At 62.5% G+C, this 11500-nt stretch carries 22 protein-coding genes and 1 pseudogene; all 23 read left to right on the top strand.

Annotated elements, in window-relative coordinates; translation table 11 throughout:
- Positions 1-127: pseudogene (gene tuf, locus AB839_RS21310) on the top strand (elongation factor Tu); the annotation flags it as partial.
- A gap of 332 nt (positions 128-459) precedes the next feature.
- The gene (rpsJ, locus tag AB839_RS19190; protein ID WP_005408208.1) at positions 460-771 is read left to right on the top strand and encodes a 30S ribosomal protein S10; all 312 of its coding nucleotides are present in this window, start codon (positions 460-462) and stop codon (positions 769-771) included.
- A gap of 11 nt (positions 772-782) precedes the next feature.
- Positions 783-1433, top strand: coding sequence for a 50S ribosomal protein L3 (gene rplC / locus AB839_RS19185; RefSeq protein WP_004145336.1), 651 nt, complete (start codon positions 783-785; stop codon positions 1431-1433).
- A gap of 12 nt (positions 1434-1445) precedes the next feature.
- Positions 1446-2051 carry a 50S ribosomal protein L4 gene (gene rplD, locus AB839_RS19180; protein WP_005415412.1) on the top strand — a complete coding sequence of 202 codons (606 nt, stop codon included), beginning with the start codon at positions 1446-1448 and terminating at the stop codon, positions 2049-2051.
- On the top strand, positions 2048-2347 hold the full coding sequence (rplW, locus tag AB839_RS19175; RefSeq protein WP_004145338.1) for a 50S ribosomal protein L23: 300 nt from the start codon (positions 2048-2050) through the stop codon (positions 2345-2347). The genes rplD and rplW overlap by 4 nt, the downstream gene beginning before the upstream one ends.
- Positions 2348-2357: 10 nt before the next feature.
- The gene (gene rplB, locus AB839_RS19170; protein WP_004145339.1) at positions 2358-3185 is read left to right on the top strand and encodes a 50S ribosomal protein L2; all 828 of its coding nucleotides are present in this window, start codon (positions 2358-2360) and stop codon (positions 3183-3185) included.
- A gap of 6 nt (positions 3186-3191) precedes the next feature.
- The gene (gene rpsS, locus AB839_RS19165; protein ID WP_005415413.1) at positions 3192-3461 is read left to right on the top strand and encodes a 30S ribosomal protein S19; all 270 of its coding nucleotides are present in this window, start codon (positions 3192-3194) and stop codon (positions 3459-3461) included.
- Positions 3462-3473: 12 nt separating this feature from the next.
- Complete coding sequence (gene rplV, locus AB839_RS19160) at positions 3474-3809, top strand: 50S ribosomal protein L22 (protein WP_004145348.1); 336 nt, start codon at positions 3474-3476, stop codon at positions 3807-3809.
- A gap of 18 nt (positions 3810-3827) precedes the next feature.
- On the top strand, positions 3828-4562 hold the full coding sequence (gene rpsC, locus AB839_RS19155; RefSeq protein ID WP_005415414.1) for a 30S ribosomal protein S3: 735 nt from the start codon (positions 3828-3830) through the stop codon (positions 4560-4562).
- A 5-nt stretch (positions 4563-4567) separates the two neighbouring features.
- Positions 4568-4981: a 50S ribosomal protein L16 gene (gene rplP, locus AB839_RS19150; protein ID WP_004154486.1), complete on the top strand. Its 414-nt coding sequence runs from the start codon at positions 4568-4570 to the stop codon at positions 4979-4981.
- The gene (gene rpmC / locus AB839_RS19145; protein WP_004154487.1) at positions 4981-5166 is read left to right on the top strand and encodes a 50S ribosomal protein L29; all 186 of its coding nucleotides are present in this window, start codon (positions 4981-4983) and stop codon (positions 5164-5166) included. The genes rplP and rpmC overlap by 1 nt, the downstream gene beginning before the upstream one ends.
- A gap of 11 nt (positions 5167-5177) precedes the next feature.
- Entirely contained in the window at positions 5178-5447 is a 270-nt protein-coding gene (gene rpsQ / locus AB839_RS19140) for a 30S ribosomal protein S17 (protein ID WP_004154489.1), read from the top strand.
- A 12-nt stretch (positions 5448-5459) separates the two neighbouring features.
- On the top strand, positions 5460-5828 hold the full coding sequence (gene rplN / locus AB839_RS19135) for a 50S ribosomal protein L14 (protein ID WP_010483978.1): 369 nt from the start codon (positions 5460-5462) through the stop codon (positions 5826-5828).
- Between the two features lie 16 nt (positions 5829-5844).
- On the top strand, positions 5845-6162 hold the full coding sequence (gene rplX, locus AB839_RS19130; RefSeq protein WP_004154490.1) for a 50S ribosomal protein L24: 318 nt from the start codon (positions 5845-5847) through the stop codon (positions 6160-6162).
- An 11-nt stretch (positions 6163-6173) separates the two neighbouring features.
- On the top strand, positions 6174-6716 hold the full coding sequence (rplE, locus tag AB839_RS19125; protein WP_005415416.1) for a 50S ribosomal protein L5: 543 nt from the start codon (positions 6174-6176) through the stop codon (positions 6714-6716).
- Positions 6717-6734: 18 nt separating this feature from the next.
- A complete protein-coding gene (gene rpsN / locus AB839_RS19120) occupies positions 6735-7040 on the top strand; it encodes a 30S ribosomal protein S14 (protein WP_005408209.1) in 306 nt (101 codons plus the stop codon).
- A 258-nt stretch (positions 7041-7298) separates the two neighbouring features.
- A complete protein-coding gene (gene rpsH, locus AB839_RS19115; protein WP_005408210.1) occupies positions 7299-7697 on the top strand; it encodes a 30S ribosomal protein S8 in 399 nt (132 codons plus the stop codon).
- Positions 7698-7715: 18 nt separating this feature from the next.
- Entirely contained in the window at positions 7716-8240 is a 525-nt protein-coding gene (gene rplF / locus AB839_RS19110) for a 50S ribosomal protein L6 (RefSeq protein ID WP_049416175.1), read from the top strand.
- A gap of 32 nt (positions 8241-8272) precedes the next feature.
- Positions 8273-8626 (top strand): 50S ribosomal protein L18, encoded by a 354-nt coding sequence (gene rplR / locus AB839_RS19105; protein ID WP_004154495.1) that lies wholly within the window; start codon positions 8273-8275, stop codon positions 8624-8626.
- A gap of 161 nt (positions 8627-8787) precedes the next feature.
- Entirely contained in the window at positions 8788-9330 is a 543-nt protein-coding gene (gene rpsE / locus AB839_RS19100; protein ID WP_005415419.1) for a 30S ribosomal protein S5, read from the top strand.
- A complete protein-coding gene (gene rpmD, locus AB839_RS19095) occupies positions 9323-9514 on the top strand; it encodes a 50S ribosomal protein L30 (protein WP_005408214.1) in 192 nt (63 codons plus the stop codon). Before rpsE ends, rpmD begins: the two co-directional genes overlap by 8 nt.
- Positions 9515-9520: 6 nt before the next feature.
- Positions 9521-9964 (top strand): 50S ribosomal protein L15, encoded by a 444-nt coding sequence (gene rplO / locus AB839_RS19090; RefSeq protein WP_004154498.1) that lies wholly within the window; start codon positions 9521-9523, stop codon positions 9962-9964.
- A gap of 7 nt (positions 9965-9971) precedes the next feature.
- On the top strand, positions 9972-11339 hold the full coding sequence (secY, locus tag AB839_RS19085) for a preprotein translocase subunit SecY (protein WP_061480558.1): 1368 nt from the start codon (positions 9972-9974) through the stop codon (positions 11337-11339).
- Positions 11340-11500 lie beyond the last annotated feature (161 nt).

Here is an 11500-nt window from a genome sequence, read left to right as displayed (position 1 = left end):
GGGTGACAACGTCAAGATGGAAGTCACCCTGATCAACCCGGTGGCCATGGACGAAGGCCTGCGCTTCGCCATCCGCGAAGGCGGTCGTACCGTCGGCGCCGGCGTGGTCTCGAAGATCATCGAGTAATCTGGTAGTATCTGCGCCCCGATGTTGCCTGGGTAGGGCATCGGGGCGTATCAAATGGGAAAGCAGGCACAGGATGTGCCTTGTGTTCCCCGGACCAGGAAGGGTCAATGCCATTCAGGCGGCGTCAACAGGCGACTGTTGACAGCTGCCTTGCGTGCCATTATGCTTCTACGTCTGGGCAGGCCGGGTAACTGGTCTGCCTACGTTTTTGAGGTCCATGGATTGACCTTGGCGGCATGCAGGACTGCGGGCCGTCCGTATTCAGGAATTTCATGGGGCAAAGCAACCCAGAGGCTTTGTCTGTCGCTCTTTTAACGAAGGAACCTACCGCCATGGCGGACCAAAAGATCCGGATCCGGCTGAAAGCGTTCGATCATCGTCTGATCGACCGTTCGGCCAGCGAGATCGTTGAAACGGCAAAGCGGACCGGCGCGCAAGTGCGTGGCCCGATCCCGCTGCCGACCAAGATCGAGCGTTACACCGTTCTCGTTTCCCCGCACGTCGACAAGGACGCGCGTGACCAGTACGAGACCCGCACGCACAAGCGCGTGCTCGATATCGTTGACCCGAATGACAAGACCGTGGACGCGCTGATGAAGCTCGAACTGGCTGCCGGCGTCGACGTTCAGATCAAGCTGACCTGAGGACTACGACCATGACGAAGAAGTATTCGTTGGGCTTCGTGGGCCGCAAGGCCGGCATGAGCCGCGTGTTCACTGAAGATGGCCGCTCCATCCCGGTGACCCTGATCGAAGCAACCCCGAACCGCATCGCGCAGATCAAGACCGTCGAAACCGACGGCTACAGCGCCGTGCAGGTGACCGTCGGCGCGCGTCGCGCTGCCCTGGTCAACAAGCCGGAAGCCGGCCACTTCGCCAAGGCGAAGGTGGAAGCGGGTCGTGGCCTGTGGGAATTCCGCGTTGAAGACGCGCAGCTCGGCGATTTCGCCGTTGGCGGCGAAGTCAAGGCGGACATCTTCGAAGTCGGCCAGATCGTCGACGTCCAGGGTGTCACCAAGGGTAAGGGCTTCCAGGGCACCATCAAGCGCCACAACTTCCGTATGGGCGATGCAACCCACGGTAACTCGCTGTCGCATCGCGCGCCGGGTTCGCTGGGTCAGCGCCAGACCCCGGGTCGCGTTTTCCCGGGCAAGAAGATGTCGGGCCACATGGGCGCGGTGCAGCAGAGCACCCAGAACCTGGAAGTGGTCAAGGTCGACGTCGAGCGCGGTCTGATCGCGGTTCGCGGCGCCGTTCCGGGCGCGGCGGGTGGCGATGTGATCGTCCGTCCGGCGAGCAAGGCATAAGGAGAGATGACGATGGAACTCGTTATCACGGGTAGCAACAACAAGGTCTCGGTCTCCGAAGCCGTGTTCGGTCGCGATTTCAGCGAAGATCTGGTCCACCAGGTCGTCGTTGCTTACCGCAACGCCGGTCGCGCCGGCACCAAGGCACAGAAGACTCGCTCCGAAGTGGCTGGTACCACCAAGAAGTCGAAGAAGCAGAAGGGCGGCGGCGCGCGTCATGGCGCACTGACGGCTCCGATCTTCGTCGGCGGCGGTGTCACCTTCGCGGCCAAGCCGCGCAGCTTCGAGCAGAAGGTCAATCGCAAGCAGTACCGTGCCGCCATGTGCGCGATCCTGTCCGAGCTGAACCGTCAGGGCCGTCTGACCATCGTGGAGGCCTTCGACGTCGAAGCCACCAGCACGAAGGGTCTGATCGCCAAGCTGGCCGGCCTGGAAGTGGGCAAGCGCCCGCTGATCGTCACCGAGGAAGCGTCCGAGCACCTGTACCTGTCCGCCCGCAATCTGCCGTACGTGCAGGTGCGTGACGTGCAGGGTCTGGACCCGGTCTCGCTGGTGGGTGCCGACACGGTCGTCATCACCGCTGACGCGGTCAAGAAGGTCGAGGAGTGGCTGGCATGAACAGCAACGAAAAAATCTTCAGCGTGCTGCGTGCCCCGCGTGTCTCGGAAAAGACCGCGCGCCTGCAGGAACTCTCCAATCAGTATGTCTTCGAAGTTTCGAACGAAGCCACCAAGGCCGATGTAAAGGCCGCGGTTGAGCAGCTGTTCGACGTCAAGGTCGAAGCCGTCAACGTGGTCAACGTCAAGGGCAAGAACAAGTCCTTCCGTAACCGTGCTGGCCGCCGCGGCGATTGGCGCAAGGCGTACGTTCGCCTGGCCGACGGCCAGTCGATCGATGTAACGGCCAAGGCCTGAGGTACATCCCATGCCATTGATGAAATTCAAGCCCACCTCCCCCGGCCGCCGTTCGGCCGTGCGCGTGGTCACCCCCGACCTGCACAAGGGTGCTCCGCACGCCGCGCTGGTCGAGTCGCAGAGCCGCTCGGGTGGTCGTAACCACCACGGTCGCATCACCGTGCGTCACGTCGGTGGTGGTGCCAAGCAGCACTACCGCATCATCGACTTCAAGCGCAACAAGCTGGGCATCCCGGCGCGCGTGGAACGCATCGAATACGATCCGAACCGCACCGCCCACATCGCTCTGCTGTGCTACGTCGACGGTGAGCGTCGCTACATCATCGCCCCGAAGGGCCTGAAGGCTGGTGATCAGGTGATCGCTGGTTCGGACGCCCCGATCAAGGCCGGCAACACCCTGCCGCTGCGCAACATCCCGGTCGGCACCACCATCCACTGCATCGAACTGAAGCCGGGCAAGGGCGCTCAGATCGCTCGCGCCGCTGGTGCGGCCGTGCAGCTGGTGGCTCGTGAAGGCATCTACGCCACCCTGCGCCTGCGCTCGGGTGAAATGCGCAAGGTTCCGGTCGAGTGCTGCGCCACCATCGGCGAAGTCGGCAACGACGAGCACAGCCTGGAAAAGCTGGGCAAGGCCGGTGCCAAGCGTTGGCGCGGCGTCCGCCCGACCGTTCGTGGTGCTGCCATGAACCCGGTTGACCACCCGCACGGTGGTGGTGAGGCCAAGGCCGGCCAGGGTAACCCGCATCCGGTCACCCCGTGGGGTGTCCCGACCAAGGGTTACAAGACGCGCCATAACAAGCGCACTCAGCAGTTCATCGTCCGCGATCGTAGGGGCTAATCGACCATGGCACGTTCACTCAAGAAGGGCCCGTTCGTCGATCACCACCTCGTCAAGAAGGTGGAGGCCGCTGCGGGCAGCAAGAAGCCGATCAAGACCTGGTCGCGCCGTTCGATGATCCTGCCTGACATGGTAGGCATCACCATTGCCGTGCATAACGGCAAGAACCACATCCCGGTTCTCGTCAACGAGAACATGGTCGGCCACAAGCTCGGCGAATTTGCCATCACCCGGACCTTCAAGGGTCACGGTGGTGACAAGAAGTCGGGCAAGTAAGGAGAGATGACAATGGAAGCGAAAGCCATCCTGCGCACTGCGCGCATCTCCCCGCAGAAGGCTCGTCTGGTCGCTGACCAGGTGCGCGGTCTGCCGGCCGAACGTGCGGTCAACCTGCTGAAGTTCTCGGACAAGAAGGCTGCCCACCTGATCAAGAAGGTGGTGGAGTCGGCAATTGCCAACGCCGAGAACAACCAGGGCGCCGACGTCGACGAGCTGAAGGTTCAGACCATCATGGTTGATGAAGGTCCGACCCTGAAGCGTTTCATGGCGCGGGCGAAAGGCCGCGGTACCCGCATCCTCAAGCGCACCAGCCACATCACTGTGGTTGTGGGCGCCGCCAAGTAAGCGGATAAGGAAAAGACCATGGGTCATAAAGTTCATCCGATTGGTATCCGCCTCGGCATTTCCAAGGACTGGAACTCCAAGTGGTACGCCAACAAGGCCGAGTTCGCTGGTTACCTGGCAGCCGACCTGAAAGTGCGCGACATGCTGCGCAAGAAGCTGGCTCAGGCCGGCATCAGCAAGATCCTGATCGAGCGTCCGGCCAAGACCGCTCGCGTGACGATCCACACCGCCCGTCCGGGCGTGGTGATCGGCAAGCGCGGTGAGGACATCGAGAAGCTGCGCAAGGAAGTGAGCGAGATGATGGGCGTCCCGGCGCACATCAACGTCACCGAAGTGCGCAAGCCGGAACTGGACGCGCAGCTCGTTGCCGAGTCGATCGCCCAGCAGCTGGAGCGTCGCATCATGTTCCGCCGTGCAATGAAGCGCTCGGTCGGCAACGCGATGCGCCTGGGTGCCCTGGGCATCAAGGTCAACGTTGGTGGCCGCCTCAACGGTGCAGAAATCGCCCGTTCGGAGTGGTACCGCGAAGGCCGCGTGCCGCTGCACACCCTGCGTGCCGACATCGACTATGGCTTCGCTGAAGCCAAGACGACCTACGGCATCATCGGCATCAAGGTCTGGATCTACAAGGGCGAGGTCTTCGATTTCTCCCAGGTTGGCCAGGAAAAGCAGGACGACACCCCGTCGCGCAACGATCGTCACGATCGCGGCGACCGTGGTGACCGTCAGCGCCCGGCCCGTGAAGCGAGGTAACGACAATGTTGCAACCCAAGCGAACCAAGTACCGCAAGGTACACAAGGGCCGTAACGATGGCCTGAGCTGGAGCGCCAACGCTGTCAGCTTCGGCGAATACGGCCTGAAGGCAACCGCACACGGTCAGCTGACCGCGCGTCAGATCGAAGCGGCCCGCCGCTCGATCAGCCGCTACGTCAAGCGCGGCGGCAAGATGTGGATCCGCGTGTTCCCCGACAAGCCCATCACCAAGAAGCCCATCGAAGTCCGAATGGGTTCGGGTAAGGGTAACGTGGAATACTGGGTGGCCCAGATCCAGCCCGGCCGCATGATCTATGAAATCGAGGGTGTTTCCGAGGAAGTGGCTCGCGAGGCGTTCCGCCTGGCCGCCGCCAAGCTCTCGGTCACCACCACTTTCGTGACCCGTACGGTGCGCTGATGGATATCAAAACTCTCCGTGAAAAGTCGGCTGACGAACTCAAGGCCCACCTGATCGACCTGCGTAAGGAACAGTTCTCTGTCCGTATGCAGCAGGTCACCGGGCAGCTGCCGAAGACCCACGACATTCGCCGGGTCCGTCGCGAGATTGCTCGCGTCAAGACCCTGCTCGGCAGCACGAAGTAAGGATGGCCGCTATGAGCGACAATACTGAAAAGAAGACGCTGCGCACGGTCGAAGGCCGTGTCGTCAGCAACAAGATGGACAAGACGGTTACCGTCCTGGTTGAGCGTCAGGTCAAGCACGCGCTGTACGGCAAGTACATCAAACGCTCGACCAAGCTGCACGCCCACGATGCCGACAACGCCTGCAAGGAAGGCGACGTCGTCCGCGTGACCGAGATTGCTCCGATGTCCAAGACCAAGAACTGGCGCGTGGTGGAAGTCATCACGCGTGCGGCTGAATAAGGAGTCTGAATCATGATCCAGATGCAGAGCTACCTTGACGTCGCGGACAATTCGGGTGCCAAGCAGGTGATGTGCTTCAAGGTGCTGGGTGGTTCCAAGCGCCGTTACGCCGGTATCGGCGACATCATCAAGGTCACCGTGAAGGATGCGATTCCGCGCGGCAAGGTCAAGAAGGGTGAAGTGTATGACGCCGTCGTGGTGCGTACCCGCAAGGGTGTGCGTCGCGCCGACGGTTCGCTGATCCGCTTCGACGGCAACGCTGCCGTCCTGCTGAACAACAAGCAGGAGCCGATCGGTACCCGTATCTTCGGGCCGGTGACCCGTGAACTTCGTTCGGAGAAGTTCATGAAGATCGTCTCGCTCGCTCCCGAAGTGCTGTGAGCGACAGGAGATAATCATGGCTAACCGTATCAAGAAGGGCGACCAGGTTGTCGTCAACGCTGGCAAGGACAAGGGCAAGCAGGGCGAAGTCGTCCGCGTCGACGGCGACCGCGTGGTCGTCGCCAACGTGAACATCGTCAAGCGCCACACCAAGCCGAACCCGCAGGCAGGTGTTGCCGGCGGCGTGGTCGAGCGCGAAGCTTCGATCCATATCTCCAACGTGAACGTGCTGAACCCGGCTTCGGGCAAGGGCGAACGCGTTGGCTTCAAGGTGCTGGAGGATGGACGCAAACTGCGTGTGTTCCGCTCCAGCGGTGAGGCGCTCGACGCCTGAGGAATGTGAAGATGACTTCCCGTCTCGAAAAGATCTACAAGGAAGAAGTGGTGCCGGCGCTGATGAAGCAGTTCGGCTACACCAATCCGATGGAAGTACCGAAGCTCGTCAAGGTCACCCTGAACATGGGTGTCGGCGAGGCTGCCACCAACAAGAAGATCCTGGAAAACGCCGTCGCGGACATGACCAAGATTTCCGGCCAGAAGCCGGTTGTCACCAAGTCGCGTATCTCGGTTGCGTCGTTCAAGATCCGTGATGGTTGGCCGATCGGCTGCAAGACCACGCTGCGTCGCCACAAGATGTACGAGTTCCTGGACCGCCTGATCAACATCTCGCTGCCGCGCGTGCGCGACTTCCGTGGTGTTTCCGGTCGTTCCTTCGACGGCCGCGGCAACTTCAACATGGGTGTGAAGGAACAGATCATCTTCCCGGAAATCGACTTCGACGCCGTCGACGCGATCCGCGGTATGGATATCGCCATCACCACCACTGCGAAGACCGACGCGGAAGCGAAGGCGCTGCTGGCAGCGTTCAAGTTCCCGTTCCGTAACTGATCTGTCGAGGAAACCGAAATGGCAAAGACCTCCATGGTCAACCGCGACATCAAGCGGGAAAAGCTGGCCAAGAAGTACGCTGAGAAGCGTGCGGCTCTGAAGAAGATCGTGTCCTCCGTGGACGCGACCTACGAAGAGAAGATCGACGCCGCAACCAAGCTGGCCAAGCTGCCGCGCGATTCGTCGCCGAGCCGCCAGCGCAACCGTTGCGAGCTGTCGGGTCGTCCGCGTGGCGTGTACAGCAAGTTCGGCCTCGGCCGCAACAAGCTGCGCGAAGCCACCATGCGTGGCGACGTCCCGGGCCTGCGCAAGGCCAGCTGGTAATCCCAGCCGGCCCTGCGATCAGGAGCCCCCTCGGGGGCTTCTGAACCGGGGGAGGGAGGCGTTCAGCTTCCTTTCTGCGAAAAAACCCGAAGAGCCCGGCGCAAGTCGGGCTCTTTTGGCGTATACTCCCGCGTCTTGCCCTGCGCAAACGGGGTTGTAGGAGTGGGCCCCGGCCCGCTGCATCAAGGGACCTGGCCCGTTTCCAGGAGACAACAGATTTTCGCGAAAGCGGATATCGGTGCACTCAAAGGTACTCATATGAGCATGACTGATCCCATCGCCGACCTGCTGGTCCGCATCAAGAATGCGGCTGCGGTTGGCAAGCAGACGGTGAAAGCCCCGTCGTCCAAGATCAAGGTTGCGATCGCCCAGGTCCTGAAGGACGAGGGTTACATCACCGACCTGCGCGTGACCCAGCTGGAAAACAACAAGTCCGAGCTGGAAATCGTGCTGAAGTATTTCGAAGGCAAGCCGGTCATCGCGACCCTGAAGCGCTTCTCGCGTTCGGGCCTGCGTCAGTACCGCGGCAAGAGTGAGCTGCCGAAGGTCATGAATGGCCTGGGCATCTCCATCATTTCCACCTCCAAGGGCATCATGACTGATGCGCAGGCGCGCCAGCTGGGCGTCGGCGGCGAAGTCCTGTGCTTCGTGGCCTAAGGCGAAAGGAGTAGAACTATGTCCCGCGTAGCCAAGAAGCCCGTCACCCTGGGTAAGGTCGAACTGAACGTCCAGTCGGAAAGCATCACCGTCAAGGGCCCGAAGGGCACCCTGTCGCTGGTCAAGCCGGCCGGTATTGCCATCAACGTCGACAGCGGCGTTGCCACCCTGAGCACCGAGAGCGCCGACCTGGTCGCGCTGACCGGTACCGTGCGCGCGATCCTGGCCAACATGGTCAAGGGCGTGTCCGAAGGCTTCGAGCGCAAGCTGGAGCTGGTCGGCGTGGGTTACCGTGCTGCCATGCAGGGCAAGGATCTGAGCCTGTCGCTCGGTTTCTCGCATCCGGTCGTGTTCGTCGCGCCGGAAGGCATCACCATTTCCACCCCGACCCAGACCGAGATCCTGGTCCAGGGCGCTGACAAGCAGGTCGTCGGTGAAGTCGCCGCCAAGATCCGTGCGTTCCGCAAGCCGGAGCCGTACAAGGGCAAGGGCGTGAAGTACTCCGACGAAGTCATCATCCGTAAGGAAGCCAAGAAGGCCTAATTAGGCGCTTCCGCTTTCAAGGAAAAAACATCATGAACAAGAACATCGCCCGCCTGCGTCGCGCCAAGTCGACCCGCGCCCACATCCGTGAGCTCGGCGTCGCCCGCCTGTCGGTGCTGCGCACCGGCCAGCACCTGTACGCCCAGGTCTTCACCGCTGACGGTTCGAAGGTGCTGGCTGCCGCCAACACCACCCAGACCGACGTCAAGGAAGGCCTGAAGAACGGCAAGAACGCCGATGCCGCTGCCAAGGTCGGCCGCATCGTTGCCGAGCGCGCCAAGGCCGCCGGCATCGAGAAGGTTGCCTTCGATCGTTCGGGCTACCGCTACCACGGCCGCATCAAGGCCCTGGCAGAAGCCGCCCGCGAAGCCGGCCTGCAGTTCTAAGGGATCAGGGCAGGGGGCCGATGGCCTCCTGCCCACCTGCTCGCCAGCCTGAGCGAGGCTGGACGGCGCCGCTCTTCTGCAGCGGCCCACCGGAACAATGCGTCACTCCACAACCATAAGCGGCCCCGAGCCGTACATACCCAAACAACCAAGGAATCAACATGGCAGAAGAGCGTCAGCAGCGGGGTCGCGATCGCGACCGTAACCGCGAAGAAAAGATCGACGACGGCATGATCGAAAAGCTGGTCGCGGTCAACCGCGTCAGCAAGACCGTCAAGGGTGGCCGCCAGTTCACCTTCACCGCCCTGACCGTTGTCGGCGACGGCGAAGGCAAGGTCGGTTTCGGTTATGGCAAGGCCCGCGAAGTGCCGGTCGCCATCCAGAAGTCGATGGAACAGGCCCGCAAGAACCTGGTCAGCGTTGACCTGAACAACGGCACCCTGTGGCACACCATCAAGGATGGTCACGGCGCAGCCCGCGTGTTCATGCAGCCGGCTTCGGAAGGTACTGGCGTCATCGCCGGTGGTGCCATGCGCGCCGTGCTGGAAGCCGTTGGCGTGAAGAACGTGCTGGCCAAGGCCACCGGTTCGCGCAACCCGATCAATCTGGTGCGCGCCACCGTGAAGGGCCTGACTGCTGCGCAGTCGCCGGCCCGCATCGCGGCCAAGCGCGGCAAGAAGGTGGAGGAACTCAACCATGGCTAATGAGTCCAACAAGACTGTGAAGGTCCGCCTGGTGCGTGGCCTGCGTGGCACCCAGTCGCGTCACCGCCTGTCGGTGCGTGCCCTGGGCCTGAACAAGCTCAACGATGTGCGTGAACTGAAGGACAGCCCGCAGGTGCGCGGCCTGATCAACAAGGTTCAGTACCTCGTCCAGGTTGAGGAGTAATCGACCATGACTCTGCGTCTCAATGAACTGAGCCCGGCACCGGGCGCCCGCACCGAGCGCACCCGCGTCGGCCGCGGTATCGGCTCGGGCCTGGGCAAGACTGCCGGCCGCGGCCACAAGGGTTCGTTCGCCCGCAAGGGTGGCGGCAAGATCAAGGCTGGCTTCGAAGGCGGCCAGACCCCCATGCAGCGTCGTCTGCCGAAGATCGGCTTCCGTTCGCCGATCGCCAAGGACACCGCTGAAGTGCTGCTGTACGCGCTGGACAAGCTGCCGGCCGGTGAGATCGACTTCGCCGCCCTGCGTGCTGCCAAGCTGGTCCCGAGCACTGCCAAGAAGGCCAAGGTCGTCGTCAAGGGCGAAGTGACCAAGGCGTTCACCCTGAAGGGTATTGCTGCCACGGCTGGTGCCAAGGCTGCGATCGAAGCTGCCGGCGGCAGCGTAACGGAGTAAGAAAATCATGGCGCAAGCTGGCATCGGTAACCTCGCGGGCGGAATGGGCAAGTTCACTGAACTTCGCCAACGTTTGCTGTTCGTCGTCGGGGCTTTGATCGTCTATCGCATCGGCTGCTACGTGCCGGTGCCGGGCGTCAATCCCGATGCCATGCTTGCCATGATGCAACAGCAGGGCGGCGGCATCGTGGACATGTTCAACATGTTCTCGGGCGGCGCCCTGCACCGTTTCAGCATCTTTGCGCTGAACGTGATGCCGTACATCTCGGCATCGATCGTGATGCAGCTGGCCGTGCACATCTTCCCCGCCCTGAAGGCGATGCAGAAGGAGGGCGAGTCCGGCCGCCGCAAGATCACCCAGTATTCGCGCATCGGCGCCGTGCTGCTGGCAGTGGTTCAGGGCGGTTCGATCGCGCTGGCCCTGCAGGGGCAGGTTTCGCCGTCGGGCGCTCCGGTCGTGTACGCCCCCGGCATGGGCTTCGTGCTCACCGCGGTGGTCGCACTGACTGCCGGCACCATGTTCCTGATGTGGGTCGGTGAGCAGGTCACCGAACGCGGTATCGGCAACGGCGTGTCGCTGATCATCTTCGCCGGTATCGTCGCCGGCCTGCCGGGTGCGGTCATCCACACCTTCGACGCCTACCGCGACGGTAACATCCAGTTCATCCAGCTCCTGCTGATCGCCGTCGTCGTGCTCGCCTTCACCTTCTTCGTGGTGTTCGTGGAGCGCGGCCAGCGCCGGATCACGGTCAATTACGCGCGCCGCCAGGGCGGTCGCAACGCGTACATGAACCAGACCTCGTTCCTGCCGCTGAAGCTCAACATGGCCGGCGTCATCCCGGCGATCTTCGCCTCGAGCCTGCTGGCCTTCCCGGCCACCCTGGCCATGTGGTCCGGCCAAGCTGCCAACCAGAGCAGCTTCGGCCAGGTCCTGCAGAAGGTCGCCAATGCCCTGGGCCCGGGCGAACCGCTGCACATGATCGTGTTCGCTGCGCTGATCACCGGTTTCGCGTTCTTCTATACCGCGCTGGTGTTCAATTCGCAGGAAACCGCCGACAACCTGAAGAAGTCGGGCGCTTTGATTCCGGGCATCCGTCCGGGCAAGGCCACCGCCGACTACATCGACGGCGTGCTGACCCGCCTGACCGCGGCCGGCTCGGCCTACCTGGTGATCGTCTGCCTGCTGCCCGAACTGATGCGCACGCAGCTGAATGCCTCGTTCTACTTCGGTGGCACGTCGCTGCTGATCGTGGTGGTGGTGGTGATGGACTTCATCGCCCAGGTGCAGGCACACCTGATGTCCCACCAGTACGAGAGCCTGCTGAAGAAGGCCAACCTGAAGGGCGGCAACCGCGGCGGTTTTGCCCGCGGCTGACAGGCCTGTTATACTTTCGTCTTCCTGACGTGATGGTCCCTCCGCTTCGCGGACTCCGGCCACACAAACGAAGGGCGGCCCCCGCAGCGGTTCCGGGTGGGGGTGTGATGAGGTGGTCCCGCGCTGGAGTAGCGCGGGCGGCCCCGGGGGAAACCCCAGGT

This window comes from Stenotrophomonas sp. DDT-1 (assembly GCF_001580555.1).
In the GTDB taxonomy this organism is placed as follows: Bacteria; Pseudomonadota; Gammaproteobacteria; order Xanthomonadales; family Xanthomonadaceae; genus Stenotrophomonas; species Stenotrophomonas sepilia.
The sequence above is the reverse complement of the archived record's forward strand: the minus strand, read 5'-3'. Positions and strand labels throughout refer to the sequence as shown.

What these genes read in the sequence shown, in the direction of transcription:
- rpsJ (WP_005408208.1), top strand. Translation starts at nt 460, where the DNA reads ATGGCGGACCAAAAGATCCGGATCCGGCTGAAAGCGTTCGATCATCGT.
- rplC (WP_004145336.1), top strand. Translation starts at nt 783, where the DNA reads ATGACGAAGAAGTATTCGTTGGGCTTCGTGGGCCGCAAGGCCGGCATG.
- rplD (WP_005415412.1), top strand. Translation starts at nt 1,446, where the DNA reads ATGGAACTCGTTATCACGGGTAGCAACAACAAGGTCTCGGTCTCCGAA.
- rplW (WP_004145338.1), top strand. Translation starts at nt 2,048, where the DNA reads ATGAACAGCAACGAAAAAATCTTCAGCGTGCTGCGTGCCCCGCGTGTC.
- rplB (WP_004145339.1), top strand. Translation starts at nt 2,358, where the DNA reads ATGCCATTGATGAAATTCAAGCCCACCTCCCCCGGCCGCCGTTCGGCC.
- rpsS (WP_005415413.1), top strand. Translation starts at nt 3,192, where the DNA reads ATGGCACGTTCACTCAAGAAGGGCCCGTTCGTCGATCACCACCTCGTC.
- rplV (WP_004145348.1), top strand. Translation starts at nt 3,474, where the DNA reads ATGGAAGCGAAAGCCATCCTGCGCACTGCGCGCATCTCCCCGCAGAAG.
- rpsC (WP_005415414.1), top strand. Translation starts at nt 3,828, where the DNA reads ATGGGTCATAAAGTTCATCCGATTGGTATCCGCCTCGGCATTTCCAAG.
- rplP (WP_004154486.1), top strand. Translation starts at nt 4,568, where the DNA reads ATGTTGCAACCCAAGCGAACCAAGTACCGCAAGGTACACAAGGGCCGT.
- rpmC (WP_004154487.1), top strand. Translation starts at nt 4,981, where the DNA reads ATGGATATCAAAACTCTCCGTGAAAAGTCGGCTGACGAACTCAAGGCC.
- rpsQ (WP_004154489.1), top strand. Translation starts at nt 5,178, where the DNA reads ATGAGCGACAATACTGAAAAGAAGACGCTGCGCACGGTCGAAGGCCGT.
- rplN (WP_010483978.1), top strand. Translation starts at nt 5,460, where the DNA reads ATGATCCAGATGCAGAGCTACCTTGACGTCGCGGACAATTCGGGTGCC.
- rplX (WP_004154490.1), top strand. Translation starts at nt 5,845, where the DNA reads ATGGCTAACCGTATCAAGAAGGGCGACCAGGTTGTCGTCAACGCTGGC.
- rplE (WP_005415416.1), top strand. Translation starts at nt 6,174, where the DNA reads ATGACTTCCCGTCTCGAAAAGATCTACAAGGAAGAAGTGGTGCCGGCG.
- rpsN (WP_005408209.1), top strand. Translation starts at nt 6,735, where the DNA reads ATGGCAAAGACCTCCATGGTCAACCGCGACATCAAGCGGGAAAAGCTG.
- rpsH (WP_005408210.1), top strand. Translation starts at nt 7,299, where the DNA reads ATGAGCATGACTGATCCCATCGCCGACCTGCTGGTCCGCATCAAGAAT.
- rplF (WP_049416175.1), top strand. Translation starts at nt 7,716, where the DNA reads ATGTCCCGCGTAGCCAAGAAGCCCGTCACCCTGGGTAAGGTCGAACTG.
- rplR (WP_004154495.1), top strand. Translation starts at nt 8,273, where the DNA reads ATGAACAAGAACATCGCCCGCCTGCGTCGCGCCAAGTCGACCCGCGCC.
- rpsE (WP_005415419.1), top strand. Translation starts at nt 8,788, where the DNA reads ATGGCAGAAGAGCGTCAGCAGCGGGGTCGCGATCGCGACCGTAACCGC.
- rpmD (WP_005408214.1), top strand. Translation starts at nt 9,323, where the DNA reads ATGGCTAATGAGTCCAACAAGACTGTGAAGGTCCGCCTGGTGCGTGGC.
- rplO (WP_004154498.1), top strand. Translation starts at nt 9,521, where the DNA reads ATGACTCTGCGTCTCAATGAACTGAGCCCGGCACCGGGCGCCCGCACC.
- secY (WP_061480558.1), top strand. Translation starts at nt 9,972, where the DNA reads ATGGCGCAAGCTGGCATCGGTAACCTCGCGGGCGGAATGGGCAAGTTC.